At 39.8% G+C, this 16,210-nt stretch carries 20 protein-coding genes; 7 read left to right on the forward strand and 13 right to left on the reverse strand.

Annotation, left to right across the window (positions count from 1 at the left end; genetic code table 11):
- The first annotated feature begins 150 nt into the window (after positions 1 to 150).
- The gene (locus LX92_RS11300; RefSeq protein ID WP_109650570.1) at positions 151 to 855 is read left to right on the forward strand and encodes a LytR/AlgR family response regulator transcription factor; all 705 of its coding nucleotides are present in this window, start codon (positions 151 to 153) and stop codon (positions 853 to 855) included.
- Positions 856 to 873: 18 nt separating this feature from the next.
- Here the strand turns inward: LX92_RS11300 and LX92_RS11305 are convergent, their stop codons facing one another.
- The 8 genes from LX92_RS11305 to LX92_RS11340 all read right to left on the reverse strand — a co-directional run bounded on the left by LX92_RS11305 (position 874) and on the right by LX92_RS11340 (position 7,641).
- Positions 874 to 1,305, reverse strand: coding sequence for a hypothetical protein (locus LX92_RS11305; protein WP_109650572.1), 432 nt, complete (start codon positions 1,303 to 1,305; stop codon positions 874 to 876).
- A 69-nt stretch (positions 1,306 to 1,374) separates the two neighbouring features.
- Positions 1,375 to 2,745, reverse strand: coding sequence for an MBL fold metallo-hydrolase RNA specificity domain-containing protein (locus LX92_RS11310; RefSeq protein WP_109650574.1), 1,371 nt, complete (start codon positions 2,743 to 2,745; stop codon positions 1,375 to 1,377).
- 6 nt (positions 2,746 to 2,751) lie between these two features.
- On the reverse strand, positions 2,752 to 3,597 hold the full coding sequence (locus LX92_RS11315; RefSeq protein ID WP_109650576.1) for an ATP cone domain-containing protein: 846 nt from the start codon (positions 3,595 to 3,597) through the stop codon (positions 2,752 to 2,754).
- An 81-nt stretch (positions 3,598 to 3,678) separates the two neighbouring features.
- Positions 3,679 to 4,575 (reverse strand): mechanosensitive ion channel family protein, encoded by an 897-nt coding sequence (locus LX92_RS11320; RefSeq protein WP_109650578.1) that lies wholly within the window; start codon positions 4,573 to 4,575, stop codon positions 3,679 to 3,681.
- Positions 4,576 to 4,595: 20 nt separating this feature from the next.
- Positions 4,596 to 5,003, reverse strand: a complete 408-nt coding sequence (locus tag LX92_RS11325; RefSeq protein ID WP_109650580.1) for a hypothetical protein — start codon at positions 5,001 to 5,003, stop codon at positions 4,596 to 4,598.
- 63 nt (positions 5,004 to 5,066) lie between these two features.
- A complete protein-coding gene (locus LX92_RS11330) occupies positions 5,067 to 5,927 on the reverse strand; it encodes a universal stress protein (RefSeq protein ID WP_109650582.1) in 861 nt (286 codons plus the stop codon).
- Between the two features lie 2 nt (positions 5,928 to 5,929).
- Positions 5,930 to 6,778: a universal stress protein gene (locus tag LX92_RS11335; RefSeq protein WP_109650584.1), complete on the reverse strand. Its 849-nt coding sequence runs from the start codon at positions 6,776 to 6,778 to the stop codon at positions 5,930 to 5,932.
- 17 nt (positions 6,779 to 6,795) lie between these two features.
- Positions 6,796 to 7,641, reverse strand: coding sequence for a universal stress protein (locus LX92_RS11340; RefSeq protein WP_109650586.1), 846 nt, complete (start codon positions 7,639 to 7,641; stop codon positions 6,796 to 6,798).
- Between the two features lie 115 nt (positions 7,642 to 7,756).
- On the opposite strand from LX92_RS11340, the gene trxA reads away from it, so the two are divergent.
- On the forward strand, positions 7,757 to 8,062 hold the full coding sequence (trxA, locus tag LX92_RS11345) for a thioredoxin (RefSeq protein ID WP_109650588.1): 306 nt from the start codon (positions 7,757 to 7,759) through the stop codon (positions 8,060 to 8,062).
- Between the two features lie 5 nt (positions 8,063 to 8,067).
- Here trxA and LX92_RS11350 read toward each other — a convergent pair whose 3' ends face one another.
- The 3 genes from LX92_RS11350 to LX92_RS11360 form a co-directional block, all read right to left on the reverse strand.
- Entirely contained in the window at positions 8,068 to 8,907 is an 840-nt protein-coding gene (locus LX92_RS11350) for a universal stress protein (protein ID WP_170117834.1), read from the reverse strand.
- A gap of 90 nt (positions 8,908 to 8,997) precedes the next feature.
- Positions 8,998 to 10,050: a response regulator gene (locus LX92_RS11355; RefSeq protein WP_109650592.1), complete on the reverse strand. Its 1,053-nt coding sequence runs from the start codon at positions 10,048 to 10,050 to the stop codon at positions 8,998 to 9,000.
- A 6-nt stretch (positions 10,051 to 10,056) separates the two neighbouring features.
- Positions 10,057 to 11,301 carry a PAS domain-containing sensor histidine kinase gene (locus tag LX92_RS11360; protein ID WP_109650594.1) on the reverse strand — a complete coding sequence of 415 codons (1,245 nt, stop codon included), beginning with the start codon at positions 11,299 to 11,301 and terminating at the stop codon, positions 10,057 to 10,059.
- Positions 11,302 to 11,460: 159 nt separating this feature from the next.
- Between LX92_RS11360 and LX92_RS11365 the strand changes: the two genes are divergently transcribed.
- The 4 genes from LX92_RS11365 (at position 11,461) to LX92_RS11380 (ending at position 13,877) form a co-directional block, all read left to right on the forward strand.
- Entirely contained in the window at positions 11,461 to 11,913 is a 453-nt protein-coding gene (locus tag LX92_RS11365; RefSeq protein WP_109650596.1) for a hypothetical protein, read from the forward strand.
- A 53-nt stretch (positions 11,914 to 11,966) separates the two neighbouring features.
- Positions 11,967 to 12,866 (forward strand): DnaJ C-terminal domain-containing protein, encoded by a 900-nt coding sequence (locus LX92_RS11370; RefSeq protein ID WP_109650598.1) that lies wholly within the window; start codon positions 11,967 to 11,969, stop codon positions 12,864 to 12,866.
- On the forward strand, positions 12,863 to 13,156 hold the full coding sequence (locus tag LX92_RS11375) for a chaperone modulator CbpM (RefSeq protein WP_211315855.1): 294 nt from the start codon (positions 12,863 to 12,865) through the stop codon (positions 13,154 to 13,156). Before LX92_RS11370 ends, LX92_RS11375 begins: the two co-directional genes overlap by 4 nt.
- A gap of 271 nt (positions 13,157 to 13,427) precedes the next feature.
- Positions 13,428 to 13,877 carry a hypothetical protein gene (locus LX92_RS11380; RefSeq protein WP_109650600.1) on the forward strand — a complete coding sequence of 150 codons (450 nt, stop codon included), beginning with the start codon at positions 13,428 to 13,430 and terminating at the stop codon, positions 13,875 to 13,877.
- Positions 13,878 to 13,881: 4 nt separating this feature from the next.
- Here the strand turns inward: LX92_RS11380 and LX92_RS11385 are convergent, their stop codons facing one another.
- Positions 13,882 to 14,832, reverse strand: coding sequence for an ROK family protein (locus LX92_RS11385; RefSeq protein WP_109650602.1), 951 nt, complete (start codon positions 14,830 to 14,832; stop codon positions 13,882 to 13,884).
- A gap of 132 nt (positions 14,833 to 14,964) precedes the next feature.
- On the opposite strand from LX92_RS11385, the gene LX92_RS11390 reads away from it, so the two are divergent.
- A complete protein-coding gene (locus LX92_RS11390) occupies positions 14,965 to 15,387 on the forward strand; it encodes a hypothetical protein (protein ID WP_109650604.1) in 423 nt (140 codons plus the stop codon).
- Here LX92_RS11390 and LX92_RS11395 read toward each other — a convergent pair.
- Positions 15,361 to 16,197, reverse strand: coding sequence for a universal stress protein (locus LX92_RS11395; protein WP_109650606.1), 837 nt, complete (start codon positions 16,195 to 16,197; stop codon positions 15,361 to 15,363). The genes LX92_RS11390 and LX92_RS11395 overlap by 27 nt on opposite strands.
- Between the last annotated feature and the right edge of the window lie 13 nt (positions 16,198 to 16,210).

Raw genomic sequence — 16,210 nt, forward strand, 5'->3', positions numbered from 1 at the left:
TTACCCTAATACCAAAGGTTGGTTTTTATGTCTCATATTTTTGAAGCTAACTAAATTTGTCTAGATTCGTACTTGTAACGGATTTTCCATGTTACAAAAACGACGAACAATGAATACCAGTCATAGAACGTCGTAATAAAGAACACCCAAATGACCTATAAAACCCTGAACACCATAGTAGTTGAAGATTCTGACACCCAAAGGGCAGTAATTTCCAAATTAGCCAAAGAACACCCCCAACTGAATGTTTTGGGTGATTATTCAAATGGCATACTCGCCTTGAACGCCATTCAAAAAAACAAGGTTGATCTAATTTTGCTCGATATTGAAATGCCTGTTGTCAATGGTTTTGACTTGCTCGATTCTTTGGAGACCCCTCCACAGATCATCCTCATATCAAACAAAAGTGATTATGCGTTAAAAGCATTTGAATATCCCAATATCACAGATTATCTACAGAAGCCTATTGAAAAGGCCCGTTTTGCAACGGCTATAGGCCGAGTGGTCAAAACACACAACCAAATTAGGAAGAGCAATAAAAATCAGGATTTTGTGTATGTGAATGTCGATCTTCAAAAGAAAAAAATATATCTAAATACCATCAAATGGATTGAGGCCCTCGGCGATTACATTAAAATCGTGACGACTGAGGACAATTATATTGTCCTTTCCACAATGAAAGCGTTTCTAACACAAGTACCCGGCAAAAAACTCATTAGAATACACAAATCTTATATCGTTAATGCCAAAAAGGTTGATAACTGGAGTAGTACCAAGGTCGAAGTGGCCGGCACAAAATTACCCATGAGCAGAACGCATAAAGAGGCTTTGGAGAAAATACTCATCACCACATAATTGCATCATTCCCAAGGATTATTTGCTGGGTTTATTTTTTTTTAAAATACCTCCCGCATATTCAAATATCTCGGATTTAAGGTCTTTGAAGCTTTCCATATAACTGACCGTCTCGGCTTTTAGCAATTCATGTTTTTGATGATAGAACTTATCACATGTCCGATCGGAACTTTCAAGGATTCCCCCGATACTATTCTCATGGCTTACGACTTGTTTGGAAAGCGTGTTCCAGTCGGCCTTTGATTTTTTTATACGTGACTGGTAATTCTGTAAACGCTCGAACAAATTAGGGGTATTGGGTTCAAAAACATACGAATTAAGTAAGTGTTGTATGAAGGTAAGTTCATCAAATACGAGCTGTAAGTAGGATTTCCATTGCTGGGATTCCCTATACATCTGCTCGACTTTCTCGGACAGGACCTTCTTTGCTGTTTTTTTCTGGGAAACCATGGTCTTTAAATTTTAAACAAAGCTATCCATGCCTACCGGGTTTTACAATGACGAATATCAGTAAGGATATTAAACCATGAGTTCTATCGTCTCATGTAGTTTGGGAATATGTACCTGCCAATTGAATTTATCGTTCAACTTGCTTCTAAACGCATCCAATGCCGTTGGTTCGCCGTGGACTAAAAATACCCGCTCAGGGATATTCTTCAAGCCTGACAGCCAATCGAGCAATCCTGATTGGTCCGCATGGGCCGAGAGACTTTCCAAATGCCTGATTTCCGCTTTAACCGGGTAATACTTGCCAAAAAGTTTCAATTCATGCGCCCCTTCCAAAAGTTGTTTTCCACGAGTACCTTCCGCTTGGTATCCGACAAGTAAGACTATGGTACCTTCAACATCAATCAACTGCTTCAAATACGTAAGTACCCTTCCACCGGTGACCATACCACTACCCGCAATCACAATTTTTGGTCTTGGGTCATCAATGGTTTCCCAAGTTTCCTTGTACGAGCTTATGATATTCACATGATCACACATGGCGTTGTATTCCTTTAAGGAAAGTTTATGCCAATCGGGAAACTGCTGAAATACCGACAAAACATTATTGCCCATTGGGCTGTCTACAAAAATCGGGATATTCGGTATTTTGTTCTTTTTATAAAGCAGCCATAATTGATACATCAAGGATTGTAATCGCTCCACCGCAAAGGAGGGAATAATGAGATTACCCCTTTGCTGTATCGTCTTATTGACCAATTCCGTTAAAATACCCTCAACGTCTTCTTTGGGGTGGTTTTTATTGCCATAGGTACTTTCGACAAATAGAAAGTCCGCCCATTCAGGGCGTTCCGGTGGTTCCAACAGAAAATCCTCCTGACGGCCAATATCCCCGGAAAACACAAATCGCTTTCCGAAAATCTCCAATTCAATAAATGTGGCGCCAATGATATGTCCATTGTATTTTGTCCTAAACCGTATATTCGGGGAAAGGGTTTCCCATTCATCTTTCTCTATGGATGAAAACAAGGAAATCGTCTCTTTAGCCTCCTCAACGGTATAGAACGGAAGGGCGGGTTTATGCTTGGAATACCCTTCCTTATTCGCTTTTTCAGCTTCTTCTTCGTGAATTTTAGCGCTATCCTTCAGAATGATCGAGGTAATGGCAAGCGTAGGTGCGGTTCCCAAAATCCTACCCTTAAAACCTTCTTTCAATAACCTGGGTAAATATCCCGTATGGTCTAAATGCCCATGGGTAAGCAATACATAGTCGAGTTCATTAACCGGTATAGGAAGTGGCTCCCAATTACTCATCCTTAGTTCCTTTAAACCTTGGAACATACCACAATCGACCATGAGTTTGAGTTCAGGTGTTTCCAAATAGTATTTGGACCCCGTAACGGTACCGGCAGCACCTAAGAATTGTATTTTTACTGTATTCATATAGATTCAACAATTACATAATTGGTGTAGTTCCTTCATTATTTTTTCCTTTCTCGGCGCATTGATCTCTAGATGATCCAGGAAAAAACTATCATTCAACAATTGTCGGCATAAAACAATATCCCGGCTTAACAGGAATTGCTTTTCCCTTTGGCTCAACAAGGTTGATACGGTTATGGGGTATAATCCCAATCGGTCAATTCGGTCCCGCAGACCATCGCCTTTGGGAACATCCCAACTCAACAGATAAAGGCCAACGCATTTACCATAGACAAGGGCATCTTCAGTAAAACGGGTGTTTGTGACCACCCAACCTTTATCCAAGGTCCCCGAATTAGAGCTTTTACCTTCCCAATGCGTTTTAATATCGTTATATCTGGATTGGATGTACAAGGGTACTTTTACATTACAATTACGCCCTTCATCACTATGGAACTTACATTCAATGACCACAACATTACCATTTTTCTTGGCCAATACATCAACCTCGTGACTAACGCAATGGCCCTGCATAATCTTACCAACCTCTGTTGTATAGCCTGAATAACGCAAGATAGCGGCCACAAATTTTTCAAAGGGAAAACCAGTGGGACCCAATTCATAAATAGCCTTCTTCAACTTGTATTTAGAGGCAAATACCGATTTTTTCTTTTTCAATAATGCAAAGGCCCGATTATAAATTTCCCGTGTTGAAATTCCTTGGTACAACTCATCCCGAACTTGATTTACGATTTGCTCTACCAAAACGTCATCAGCTCCACTTCGCTGAAGGGAACTTCGCAATTTAGTAAGTGAAAACCTCACCTTGTCACCGGATGATTTAATGATTTCAATTGCTTTTTGTTCTTCCATTTGATTCAATTTTCGATGTACTTTATAAATAATGGCATCCTTGGATTATCCCATATGATTGGCACAAGACCGCTTTCACCTTTATTTCACAGCCACGTCAACCTCAGGGATTTTCAACAATTGTAAGGTGGTCGAAGCCAAGACAACCTTGCCCTTTGTCGCTAAAATCGATTGCCCGATACTTTCAAACAACTTGTGCTTGGTACTTCTCCTTAATTTATAATCGGTAATATACCTTAGATTGAGTTCAACCCAATTATCTGTTAAGCGCATGGCAATGGTTGGGTCTAATTTTGCGTTTTCTATATAATATCGTTCAACCATTTTTTCCCAATTGGCCTTTGACTTATCCACATAATCGGCCAATAGGTCATTGGAACAGTCCATGATGATATTTTTAGCCAATTCGACATCAGAATCAAAAGTGACAAGGATATTAAGTTCATCCCATACAAATGGAAAATCCATGGAGTAGTTTTTTATTGGCCCCTTAAAAACAAAAGCATTACTTATTTTCACAATCCTCCCGGAGTAGTTATCACTACTTACCCACTCCCCCATTTCCATTATTGTGGTGTAAATACTATCAATGTCGATTACATCGCCCATGATGTTATTGATCTCTATACGATCCCCAGGCTTATAGACCCTCACAAAAAAGATGTAGAAAGACCCTGCAATGCTTAAAATCAATTCCTGAAGGGTAAATGTGAGTCCGGCCGTAAAAAGGCCTATTATGATTGTATAATCCTTGACGCTTTCCATCGTAAACGTCACCAGTATGAGAATGGCGATAAGCAAATACCCTATGACTTCTATCCCTTTTTGGGCCTTATATCTAAAATTGACGTTTTCTATGCGCCTTTTGGCCCATTTCCTAAGGAACCCAATACATAAGACTATAAAAATAATCCATATTAAAAACCGAAGGCCCTTAAGAATTAAGGGGTCCCCCAAGAAGTCTTCCCAAATTTGCATGTCATTCGTGTTTTAAAAACCTAGGTTTTAAAAAAATCGCGAACCAATTTCTTAACCTGGTTATGTGTCATACTATCGGCTTTAGTCACCGTTTTTACCTTGGTGGCAGTAAGTGGATGCTTTTTATCCAGATACTTCTTAAACCGTGCCGCCGTTTCCGCAGGACCAAATAATGCCAAGCTCTCAGCTTTCCCTATGGCTTTAACCAAGTTTTCAAAATACAATTTGTACTGATGGTTTTCCCGTTCTAGATATTTACTATCCTGTACAACGTCTTGGGGCCCCCATTTCGCCGATTTTGTACCCGAACCTCCTGAAGGCCTATAGTTCTCTATTTCAGAAACAACCGTGTTAAACGTTTCGGAATCATTCTTAAGCGATACAATGTGCGCTTTCTCCTTATCAAGCCAAATACCAATATTTTCCATAATTCACGTTTTGATTATTATATTGAATATCTCGAAAAAAAACGCATGGTACAATGACCAAAATCAGGACTTACCGGGTATGACCAAGAAAGGGATATCTATATTGAAGGTCAATTTCTTAATAATGGGCTCTTTCAATAAATTCTCCAAAAATCCGTGTTCATAGTTCACCATCGTTAGCATTCCTATACCCAGTTCATCCAAAAAAACCTGTATGGCCTTGGTTTTACTCGTAAAACTCGGCATCCAATGAACCGTGTTTGGGGTGGTTTCCAAATAAGCCCTCAATGTTTTTAGATTGCTTTCCTGGACTTTTGACAAACGTTCCTCCTCATTAATATGCAAAATACGTACGGCAGATCCGCAATGTGTCGCCATTGATTTCAAGGGTTCGAGTACCTTGGCATTGTAATGCCTTTTATAATCGGTGGCAAAGGCGATTTCATAGGGCACCTGAAAATCGGCATTCATAGGTACAGCCAAAATGGGACAATTTTTAACCGAAGCCAAAACTTTGGTAGTACTACTTCCCAAAAATACCCCTAAACCATTGGACCCTCCTTTGTTTCCCATAATCACGAGATCTATATGGTATTCGTCTATGGTTTTGGAAACCGCTTCGGTCAAATCCCTTTTCATTGGAATCAACTTATAGGTATGGTTCGGGCACTTATGATCTAAATTGATTCTATGGAAGGTGCGTTTCAATTCTTCACAGGATTCGTCATTGAGTTGCTCCAGTAATCCTTTACGATGCCCTTTAACATCAAGTGCATTTGTATTTCTGCTTACTAATGGAGTATTCTCATTATAAGCATTCAAAAGATAAAAATTACAGGTTTTGGACTTAAAAAGTTTTGAAGCGTAAAAGAGGGCATTGTACGCATCATTCGAAAAATCTGTTGGAATTAAAATATTCTGCATGGTCAATTATTTTGATGTGGTGGAATTACCAAAAATGGAATGGTCTGATGGAATCCCAATTTCTTAATTACTGGCTCTATGAACAATCGTTCCAAAAATGTATGGCGGTTCTGGATCATGACCAGCATATTGATCTGTTTCTTTTCTTGAAAAGCGTTGATTGCCGTCATAATCCCTTGATTGGGTTCTTCATGGAATAGATGAGGGATTTCCCCTAAGAGTCCATCCAATTTGGCCTTATTCTGCAACTGGGAACTGGTTAGGTCGTACCCAGAGGATACGTGCATTACCTGAATATTGGAATGATGAAGTTCGGCCAATTGTATTACTTCCTGTAATTGCCCCTTTTGATAATCGATTTCAAAATCGGTGGGAAACAATATTTCCTTAGGCTGCTCAAATTTAAAATCAGGAGGTATGGCCAAAATAGGACAACAGCCCCTTTTTATGACATGGACGGTATTGGTTCCAATAAAAATCTCCTTGGCCCCCGTAGCCCCTTGGGTACCCATAATCACCAAATCAGCACCTTCTTTTTGGGATGTTTCCACTATTTCATCAACCAAGATATTAAAAGCCGAATGCACGATGAAGGTGTGTTTCTTGTTATTGAACTCCGAAATCAACTGCTTCTTCAATGCATTCAATTGGGTCAATGCATTTTCTTGATAAATATCACCCAGACCAATCTGTCCAGGGCTATGCAACACATATTCCGCCTGATAAATAGCCGGTGTATAGGTATGTAAAAGGTAAAATGTACACGTTACATCCTTAAAAAGGTCAATGGCATAATTTATGGCATTATGGGCGTTTTCAGAAAAATCGGTAGGAAGGATTATACGTTTCATGTTCCATTTTTTTAAAATTATCTAAACAAATTCTGCATCACCAAAAACGGGATCTTAATATGCAACCCTATTTTATCCAAAGTTGATTTTGTCAGCATATCCTCTACAAACGAATGCCGGGTGTTGACCAAGACCAGCATATCAATGTTTTTGTGCACAATGTACTTGGTAATGGCAATGGTCTTATCTTTCTCCTCGGTTGTCTCAAATACCAATCTGGCCTTGGGAAGGCACTCCTTAAGAAATTGCTGGTTGTCCTCTTGTCTAAGCGTTAATTTTTTAATGGGGTCTATGTACAGCATATGGATGGTCGACCTAAAGGAACCGGACATTTCGCACAGCAATTTTAATTCACGTCTTTTGTAGGGCACCAAATAATTGGTGGGGAAAAGCAACTCTTTTGGCGCATGATAGGTATAACCTTCAGGTATGGCCAAGACCGGACAACTTATATACTTCAACACTTGCAATGTATTACTGCCAAAGGTTAGACTTCGATCATTGGTCGCCCCTCTTGTTGCCATAACGACAATATCCAGGTTTTCCAAATTGACCAAGTCATTTACTTCGTCGATCAAGGAACCAAATGCGGATATTGTTTTGTACTTGTGATGGGGGTTTGGATATTCATGTCTAATCCTTTCCAATACCTCATTAAGCTTTTCTTCAGACTTTCGTTGTGTTTTTTCCTTAAGCTCGTCCAAAAGGCTTCTTTTTGTTAAGCGATCCTGTTGGTAGACCTCATCGGCATAAGCATGCATAATGAAAATCTCGCTTTTTTCGTACTTGAATACATGGCAGGCATATTTCAAGGCATTAAAGGCATTATCTGAAAAATCCGTAGGAACCAATATCTTTCTCATGGCACAAGATGTTTTCGTTTTATCAAATTTAACTTTTAACAAAGTTTAAAACCATGACATTAATCAGTTGAATAATTTTGTCTTTGTATTACTTTGCAGTGTTAAATAATTTCCTATGAAAAGTAGTTTTACAAATATCATCAATTCAGAAACCCCGGTTCTTGTAGATTTTTTCGCTGATTGGTGTGGCCCTTGTAAAATGTTGGCGCCAATCCTCAAGGAGGTAAAGAAAGAATTGGGCGATGCGATCAAGATCATTAAAATCGATGTGGACAAAAATCAATCAATAGCTTCCCAATACCAGGTACGGGGCGTACCTACCATGATCTTATTCCAAAACGGCAAACAATTATGGCGGCAATCGGGTGTGCTCCAAAAAAGGGATATCGTGCAAGTGATACAATCAAAAAGCCAATCATAAAGCACTTACTCATGCAGTATTAGGAAAGGAATATCCGTGTGGTAACTGATTTTTTCCACTTTTGGCCGAAATAGGATACGCTGGAAAAAATTAAGGTTTTTGGCCACCATAGTAATCATATCTATATCCCTGGATTCCGTAAAACACTGTACCGAAGTCTCTAGGTCCTCCCCTGTCAACGAATGGAAACTATGGTTCACATCTTGTAGGTAATCATTCAGGAATTCCTTGTTTTCCAATTGTTCGTCACTTAGTTTCTCACCTTTCTTTGAAATATGTAGGATACGCAAATCCGATTTATTCAAGTTGACCATTTCTATAAGCGTATCGAGTACATTCAAATCATAACCCAAATGGTAATCCGTAGGAAAGGCAATTTCCCTAGGTGTTTTATAAATGGTATTCTCTGGCACAGCCAAAAGCGGGCATTTGACTTTGGTAAGTACATCACCGGTATTACTGCCCAAGGTTACTTTCTTTAAGCCCGAAGCCCCTTTCGTTCCCATGATGATCAGATCTATTTTCTTATTCTCAACTTGGCGTTTGATCGCCTCAACAAAAAAATTATGTGAGGCAATGGTGGTATAGGAATGTTTGGTGCTAGAATCGAATTTTTCAATCTGGAACAATAGCTTTTCCAGACTTGCCTTACTTTCTATCAAAACATTTCCTTCTGCCATCTTAGAAGAAACCCGTACGGATGTTCCCGCTCCTGTATAGGCAGGAATCGGGTTAATATGCAGCAAATAGAATGTACATTGGACGTCTTTGTATAATTGAACCCCATACTTAAGGGCATTCCAGGCATTTTCAGAAAAATCGGTTGGGACTAAAATGTGCATCATTATGTAAACATTTTGGTTTAGGCCCTAAAATTAAATCGTTATCCCCAATTAGTAAATGACCAGCATCATGTATCGTTATTCCGATACGCTTCAATAAATTCGGCTTAAGGACTCTTGATCCAGAATTCGTATGTTATGGTCTTCCATAGCAATCAATCCTTCCTTTTTAAAGCTTGACAGGGTGCGGATCAGGGTTTCTGTGGCCATCCCTGCAACGCTGGCGAGATCGCTACGTAAGATCTGTATATTCCCTTGTTTATCGCGCTCAAGCTTATCGGCAAACTTCAAGAGGGTACTTGCCGTCTTCTTGCGTACGGACCCATAGGCCATTTCCAATAATTGTTTTTTGGCATCGGTAAGGTTTTCTGCCAGGACATGCATTAACTCAAGGGCAAGGCTGTGGTTCTCCTGTAAGACCACCCGTAACTTATCCTTGTTTACCCCAACCAATTTGGTATCTTCCATAGCGGTAGCATATTCCTCATAAACTTCGTGGGCCGACAGGGATGAAAAACCGAAGAAATCATCCTCTTTATAAATCGCAGTAATCAGTTCCTTTCCATTTTCATCCAGTTTATGGGTCTTTACAATCCCTTTTATGATTAAATAGATCATATGCACATTACCTCCCTCATGATAGATCTGCTCGCCTTGGGCGAATTCCAATTCATCCCCATTGTCATCCAAATAATTCTTGAATTCATGAATAGAGCAGATTCCCAAATCTATTTCCTCTTCCTTTTCAGGTTTTGAATTTTGGATTTCCTTTAAAATGGCAGCCCTGGCCAACCTACTCTCAATCGCACCAATGAGATCGGATTCTTCAAAAGGTTTTGTCAAGTAATCATCAGCCCCGAGGTTCATTCCTTTACGAATATCCTTTCGTTCCGTTTTGGCCGATAGGAAAATGAAAGGAATGTGCTTGGTCGATTGATCTTCTGCCAACTGTTCCAAAACACCATACCCATCCAGTTCGGGCATCATGATGTCGCAGATGATCACATCGGGTAAAACCTCTTTTGCAATCTTAACCCCTTTCTTCCCATTGGACGCCGTAAACATTTCATAATCTGAAAGTTCCAATAATTCAGCTGTATTATCCCTAAGCACGGGATCATCCTCTATCAATAATACTTTACTCATCATTACCTAGTTTAATCCTGTATCTATTCGATTGTTGATGGGAAGCTCAACCGTAAAGGTCGTTCCCTCATTTTGTTTGCTTATAAAATAAATCTTTCCTTCAAGGTTTTCTATATGATCCTTTATAATATTTAGACCAATGCCCGTTCCTTGGTTCAAAAGGGCATTCTCTGCCCTAAAATAACGTTCAAAAATATGTTTTTGATCCTTCGCTGGTATGCCGATACCTTGGTCCTGGATCTTTAGTACCATCTGACTTTCCACAATCTCAATCGAAATATCTATATCGCTATCCTCGGGGGAATATTTTATTGAATTATAGAGCAAGTTAGTCAATATTAAGGTTACGATCTTCTCGTCTTGATGAATGATAATATCATCTATATTCTGGGGGTAATTGATATGTTGGCCTATCTTCAACAACATGTTGGCGTTGTATACTACCTCATTGACAATTTTACTTAGGGAAAACGTAGTGAACCCATAAATTTCTTTTCCTTTTTCCAGCCTTTCCATGGATAGAAAATCGGTCAGAATACTATTTAAGTGCCTAACCTCCCCAATGATTGTATTGATGTGTTTTAGGCGCTTTTCCTGATGGTGGGCTTCCTTATACTTGCCCACAAGTGTGGCAGAGGAAAGTATCCCGCTCAGTGGCGTCTTGAATTCATGGGAAACCAGTGACAGGAATTTTGTCTTCAATGCCCCCAGTTCACGTTCGCGTTCCAATGCTGATTTCATCCTGATTTCGGCCTCTTCCCTCCTCTTGACTTCTTTTCTCAATTTGGCAACGGTCTCCCTCAATTCATAGGTTCTGGTCTTGATCTTTTTCTCGAGATGTTCATTCAATTCCTGGATTTGCAAATCCCTATTACTAAGCTCGGTCTTATCGAATACCAAGGCAAAAACATAATGGGAACCATCCGTTTCAAAAGGATTAAGGCTTATTTGTATCGGAAATTCCACCCGATCCTTTCGCAGGCCAAAGAGCAGGCGATCAACCATCATTTTACTGGACCTATGCGTGTTAAAAAACCTATTTACATTAAAATCGTGATTATTGCGATGGGAATCTGGTACCAAGATGTGTATAGGCTTCCCAATAAGTTCCTGTTCCCCATAACCGAACATTTGATCCGCTTTGGAATTCGTGGCCACAATAACATGCTCTCGATTAATAACCAATATCCCTTCTGAAACCGCTTCGGAAAGCAAGTTGAAAATAGTATTGTTTTGCGCGAAATTCTTCATTCCTCTTACTAGAATTGCCTCAATTTGCCATTAGTCCTGAAAGCAAATATAACCTTCTATAATTATAAAGTAAGTTACCCCATAAGCCATTTCGGGGTTATGATAAAAATCATATTATAAAATTATTTATAAGTTTAATTTTAGTCAAAATAATCTATTATGGGAAAACTGATTTCTTCTTTGGATATTTTGAACACAAGGGGTACATGGAACACCTACCTAAAGGAATGTGAACAATTAAAATCGAAATTGGAGGTACAAACCAAGGATATCCGGTTTTTACAACAACTATTGGATCGTTATTTCGATGAGATAGTACAAAATGAAAATTTGGATGAAGTACGCGAAAGCCTCATGCGCTTCCAAGATCTATGTTATACCTGCGGCCGTTTAAAAAAGCGCTTGAAAGACCATCAAAATCGATTGGGTGGTATTATCAAGGGAGCATCGGACTATGACCCTAGAGCTATTTACAAAGAGCAATCTTGGATCAAAAAAAATATCACATCACTCATAACGGATTTTGTTGCAGTGGAAAAGGAGATTTTGATCATTGCCGACGGTGTCATCCAAGTTGGGAAAGATAACAGAAATGTACTTTATCAAGCCTAATATCGAACCCTTCGGTTTAACGATATAGAAACCTTACAAAGTGAACGTGGAAAATGGAATACATTGACTATTATAGTGTACTGGGTGTTTCAAAAAATGCCTCTGCAAGCGATATCAAGAAGGCATACCGCAAACTTGCCCGCAAATACCACCCCGATGTAAACCCCAATGACTCTGAGGCTGAACGCAAGTTTAAACAGATCAATGAGGCGAACGAGGTTTTGGGCAATGCCGACAACAGAAAAAAATATGATGAATATGGAAAGGACTGGCAGCATGCCGATGAAATAGAAAAAGCAAGAAAAGCCCAACAACAAAGAGGCCCACAATCCCATAGTACCGGTGGCTTTGGGGAACATGATTTTTCAGACTTTTTCGAATCCATGTTCGGGGGAAGAACCTCCCAAGGTTTCTCCAGTGGTCGTAAAGTCAAGTATCGGGGACAAGACTATAATGCGGAACTTAAATTGTATTTAAAGGATGTATACACGCCCCATAAGAGGACTTTGACGGTCAACGGGAAGAATATTCGTATAACCATTCCTGCGGGTATAGAAAATGGCCAAACCATAAAAATCAAAGGACATGGTGGTCCTGGACGTAATGGCGGACCCAAAGGGGATCTGTTCATCACCTTCTCCATAGAAAACAATACACCCTTCAAACGCGATGGCAATAACCTGTACAAAACAGTAGATTTGGATTTCTATACCGCTGTTTTAGGAGGGGAAATTACCGTAACCACCTTTGATGGCAAAGCCAAACTAAAAGTGAAACCTGAGACGCAAAGCGGAACACAGGTGAAATTGAAAGGCAAAGGCTTCCCCGTATATAAAAAAGAAGGGCAGTTTGGTGACTTATACATTACCTATACCGTTAAAACACCCACAGGCTTATCTGTCAAGGAAAAGGAACTTTTTAAGGAGCTCGCCAATTTAAAAGCTACGAAATGATGGAACAATATAACTATATTGACGTAAAGGAATTTTGCTACAGTCATGGGGTCCCTACGCAATTCATCATACAATTGCAGGATTTCGGTTTGATTGAAGTCGTCAAAAAAGAGGATACCGAATATATTCCTTTTGAGGAACTCCCAAAAGTGGAAAAAATAGTTCGTCTGCATGATGACCTGAATATCAATCTTGAGGGAATCGAGGTCATTCACCAACTATTGGATCGTATCGCGCAAATGCAAAACGAAATCATTTCCCTAAAGAACAAACTCGACTTTTACCAATAGCAGGCGATACCGCACCTGCATGCACTCCACCTCCCCTAGCATTCATTTTATTTGGTAGGGTACTATTAAACGAAAGTCAGGAAAGCGCTTTCTTGGTTTGGCTTAAAACCAAACCCTTCCGCCATGGGTTCGATAATTTAACTAAATGTTATGTTATCGGCCATATTTAAACCCTTAATTTCATGGGACTTCATGATAAAAATCATAAAAAATACAAGTGATAGAAGGTAACTTTAAGTAATGGCACAATGCCGATTAAAACAATACGCTCATGGAAAATTATAGAACTAGACCAAAGGGTGATTATATTCAACAGACAGATTGGAATGAATTATATGTTTTGACCAAGCATTGGAAATCCGATTTGACCTTCTACCAACAAGACCTGAAATTTCTCCTTAAATTATTGGATAAATATTTTATCTGGATTACAAAAAAGGAGAATCTGGATGCTGTCAAAAAAATTGGGGAGGGCATATTAAAGGACAAAAAAACGGGGGACCAGCTCTTAAATAGGGTCGACGGACATCTTACCCATATTGCCCAAACCATAGAAGATCCATTTAAGCATGATACCCGATTATTCCGTGAGGAACATCAGGAACTTGAAGACGATATCGCAAAATTTTATAAAACAGTACGCAGTAACAGAAAACAAGTGTTCGCCATAACGGAACACATCGTTGACGTGGAGAACCTGGAACATTTACTTGAGGAATAAAACCTTATGAAACATAGGACCATGCCAATGCCGCTGGCCCCAATATGGCCGCATCCCTAGGCGCATCGGAAAGGTATACTTTTATCTTTCCCTTATAGGCGACAAAAAGGTTTTTCTCCATGCTTGCCTTAACAGGTTTTAAAAGAATATCGCCTGCTTTGCTTAGTCCCCCTGCAAGAATAAAAGCCTCAGGGTCTAAATGAGCCACTGTATCGGCCATTTTACGGCCTAAAATCTCTGCCGTGATATCAAAAGCCCTAATGGCCAAAGCATCGCCTTCCAGCGCAGCCTTAGCGATAGCTTCCCCTGTCAAGTCCTCAAAACTAATACTGCGTAGCGGGGATGCCTCACGCATTTCCGCAATGAGCTCAAAAACCGTACGCTTTATTCCGGTGACCGATGCATAGGTCTCCAAACACCCCTGTAAGCCACAATTGCAATACCTGCCATTGGGATCCACATTCACATGGCCTATCTCACCTGCCTGGGCGTGTTCCCCCAATAAAAGTTCGCCATTCACAATGATACCACTGCCTAGCCCCGTTCCCAAAGTCAAAACCACAAAATTGCGCATGCCTTGCCCCAAACCAAATCTCAACTCGCCCAAGGCAGAGGCATTGGCATCATTCGCAATGTAAACAGGTAGTCCTAATGCCTCATTGATTGCTTTTACGATAGGGGTTTCCTTTCCCCAATTCAGATTGGGCGGATTCTCAACCTTTCCCGTCAACGAATTGGCATTGGGAGCACCTATTCCAATGGCCATAGGCTTATCCTGGGTATTCAAGGAACCCAGTAATTGTTTTATATTGGATATTAATTCCTTTAGATAAATAGCAAAGGGTTCTTTTGATTTTGTACTAAAAACCGCGGAATCAAGAATACCCCCATTTTTATCCACAATACCGATTTTTGTATAAGTACCTCCGATATCAATAGCCAATACAGTATTCATAAGTCATAATTTTAACGATACAATTTACATTAAAAAGATTGATTTATGAACTGATACAAATCAGCCTGAACATTAAAAATTAAACGTATAATTACCTCTTGAAAGTACATCCCAAAATGAATTGGAACGACCATGGAAAATAGCAAGGACTCCCTGAATCATCACCTAGGTATCTTATTTTATGCCGTTGCCATGGCGGATAAAAAAGTGCATGAAAAAGAACATGAAATGCTTAAAAAAAAACTATCCGAAGCATTGACACAACAAGGGGAAAATCCAGAGGACCTTACCCGAAATGACGCTCTTACCATTGAAGGGGTTTTTACCCGTATGCAAAAAATCAACGCGGAAAGCAGTACCTGTTTTAAACAGTTTTGTGACTATTTCGATAAGAACCCATCGCGCTTTACCCCTAGATTGAGAAAATGGGTGTGGAACATCGCACAGGCCATTGCATCATCATCTGCCCAAAAGAACAAATCGGAATTAATTCTTCTGGGCAAACTTAGATTACTTTTTGAAACCCAATCACACCCGGAAAGTGATAACGGGTAAGTCAGCCCTATTCGCAATATCCTCCCCTACACTGCCTTTAAAAAAGTGTGCAAGCCCTTTTCTTCCACGGGTAGGAAGTGCGATAATATCGGCATTTATGGTTTGGGCGTAATTATAAATACCCTGTTCTATACTATAATCATTGAGAATGGTGACATTTTCCTTGGCGGGTATTTTACCGTGATGCGCCACACCCATAAAAACATCTATTTGTTCCTTGATTTCCTCGGTACTTTTAAAATATTGATTGGGCCTGTTTATATAGACTTTATGGACTTCAACATCCAACATGTCGAAAAACTTCAAGGCCTTATGGTACACTTCCTTATGTTCAAGCCCAAAATCACTGGCGAACACCGCTTTCTTAATGTCAAAATCGGTTCTTTTCTTTTTGATGACAAGCACAGGCACCTCACAATTTCTAACCACCTTTTCGGTATTTGACCCTACGAACAGTCCACTGAGACCTGTTGCCCCATGGGACCCCATGACCACAAGGTCTATTCCATGTTCCTTTACAACGTTGTTCAATTCGTTGAAATCCTTGTAGTTCTGTACGATCTCAAACATCCTCACCCCCTTGAGAAAGGGCTTATCCAAAAATTCATTGAATCTTTTCTTCGCCAATTTCATATAATATTGGGCCTCCATAAACTCCTGGGCTTCATCTTTTGTGAAAATAGCCTCAGAAAGGCCCAGCATGTGCAATAAGATTAAATCGGCATCAATTTTTTTAGCCAAATGGGCTGCAACCTCCAAGGCATTTTCAGAGAATTCAGAAAAGTCAACCGGTACGAGTATTTTCTTCATAAGAAATAATATT

This window comes from Maribacter polysiphoniae, from assembly GCF_003148665.1.
GTDB classification, from domain to species: Bacteria; Bacteroidota; Bacteroidia; order Flavobacteriales; family Flavobacteriaceae; genus Maribacter_A; species Maribacter_A polysiphoniae.

Coding starts and splice junctions, on each gene's coding strand:
- LX92_RS11305 (WP_109650572.1), bottom strand. CDS start 1,305: ATGGTTTCCCAGAAAAAAACAGCAAAGAAGGTCCTGTCCGAGAAAGTC.
- LX92_RS11385 (WP_109650602.1), bottom strand. CDS start 14,832: ATGAATACTGTATTGGCTATTGATATCGGAGGTACTTATACAAAAATC.
- LX92_RS11365 (WP_109650596.1), top strand. CDS start 11,461: ATGGGAAAACTGATTTCTTCTTTGGATATTTTGAACACAAGGGGTACA.
- LX92_RS11395 (WP_109650606.1), bottom strand. CDS start 16,197: ATGAAGAAAATACTCGTACCGGTTGACTTTTCTGAATTCTCTGAAAAT.
- LX92_RS11325 (WP_109650580.1), bottom strand. CDS start 5,003: ATGGAAAATATTGGTATTTGGCTTGATAAGGAGAAAGCGCACATTGTA.
- trxA (WP_109650588.1), top strand. CDS start 7,757: ATGAAAAGTAGTTTTACAAATATCATCAATTCAGAAACCCCGGTTCTT.
- LX92_RS11310 (WP_109650574.1), bottom strand. CDS start 2,745: ATGAATACAGTAAAAATACAATTCTTAGGTGCTGCCGGTACCGTTACG.
- LX92_RS11375 (WP_211315855.1), top strand. CDS start 12,863: ATGATGGAACAATATAACTATATTGACGTAAAGGAATTTTGCTACAGT.
- LX92_RS11335 (WP_109650584.1), bottom strand. CDS start 6,778: ATGAAACGTATAATCCTTCCTACCGATTTTTCTGAAAACGCCCATAAT.
- LX92_RS11300 (WP_109650570.1), top strand. CDS start 151: ATGACCTATAAAACCCTGAACACCATAGTAGTTGAAGATTCTGACACC.
- LX92_RS11360 (WP_109650594.1), bottom strand. CDS start 11,301: ATGAAGAATTTCGCGCAAAACAATACTATTTTCAACTTGCTTTCCGAA.
- LX92_RS11340 (WP_109650586.1), bottom strand. CDS start 7,641: ATGAGAAAGATATTGGTTCCTACGGATTTTTCAGATAATGCCTTTAAT.
- LX92_RS11350 (WP_170117834.1), bottom strand. CDS start 8,907: ATGATGCACATTTTAGTCCCAACCGATTTTTCTGAAAATGCCTGGAAT.
- LX92_RS11390 (WP_109650604.1), top strand. CDS start 14,965: ATGGAAAATAGCAAGGACTCCCTGAATCATCACCTAGGTATCTTATTT.
- LX92_RS11315 (WP_109650576.1), bottom strand. CDS start 3,597: ATGGAAGAACAAAAAGCAATTGAAATCATTAAATCATCCGGTGACAAG.
- LX92_RS11320 (WP_109650578.1), bottom strand. CDS start 4,575: ATGCAAATTTGGGAAGACTTCTTGGGGGACCCCTTAATTCTTAAGGGC.
- LX92_RS11380 (WP_109650600.1), top strand. CDS start 13,428: ATGGAAAATTATAGAACTAGACCAAAGGGTGATTATATTCAACAGACA.
- LX92_RS11370 (WP_109650598.1), top strand. CDS start 11,967: ATGGAATACATTGACTATTATAGTGTACTGGGTGTTTCAAAAAATGCC.
- LX92_RS11330 (WP_109650582.1), bottom strand. CDS start 5,927: ATGCAGAATATTTTAATTCCAACAGATTTTTCGAATGATGCGTACAAT.
- LX92_RS11355 (WP_109650592.1), bottom strand. CDS start 10,050: ATGAGTAAAGTATTATTGATAGAGGATGATCCCGTGCTTAGGGATAAT.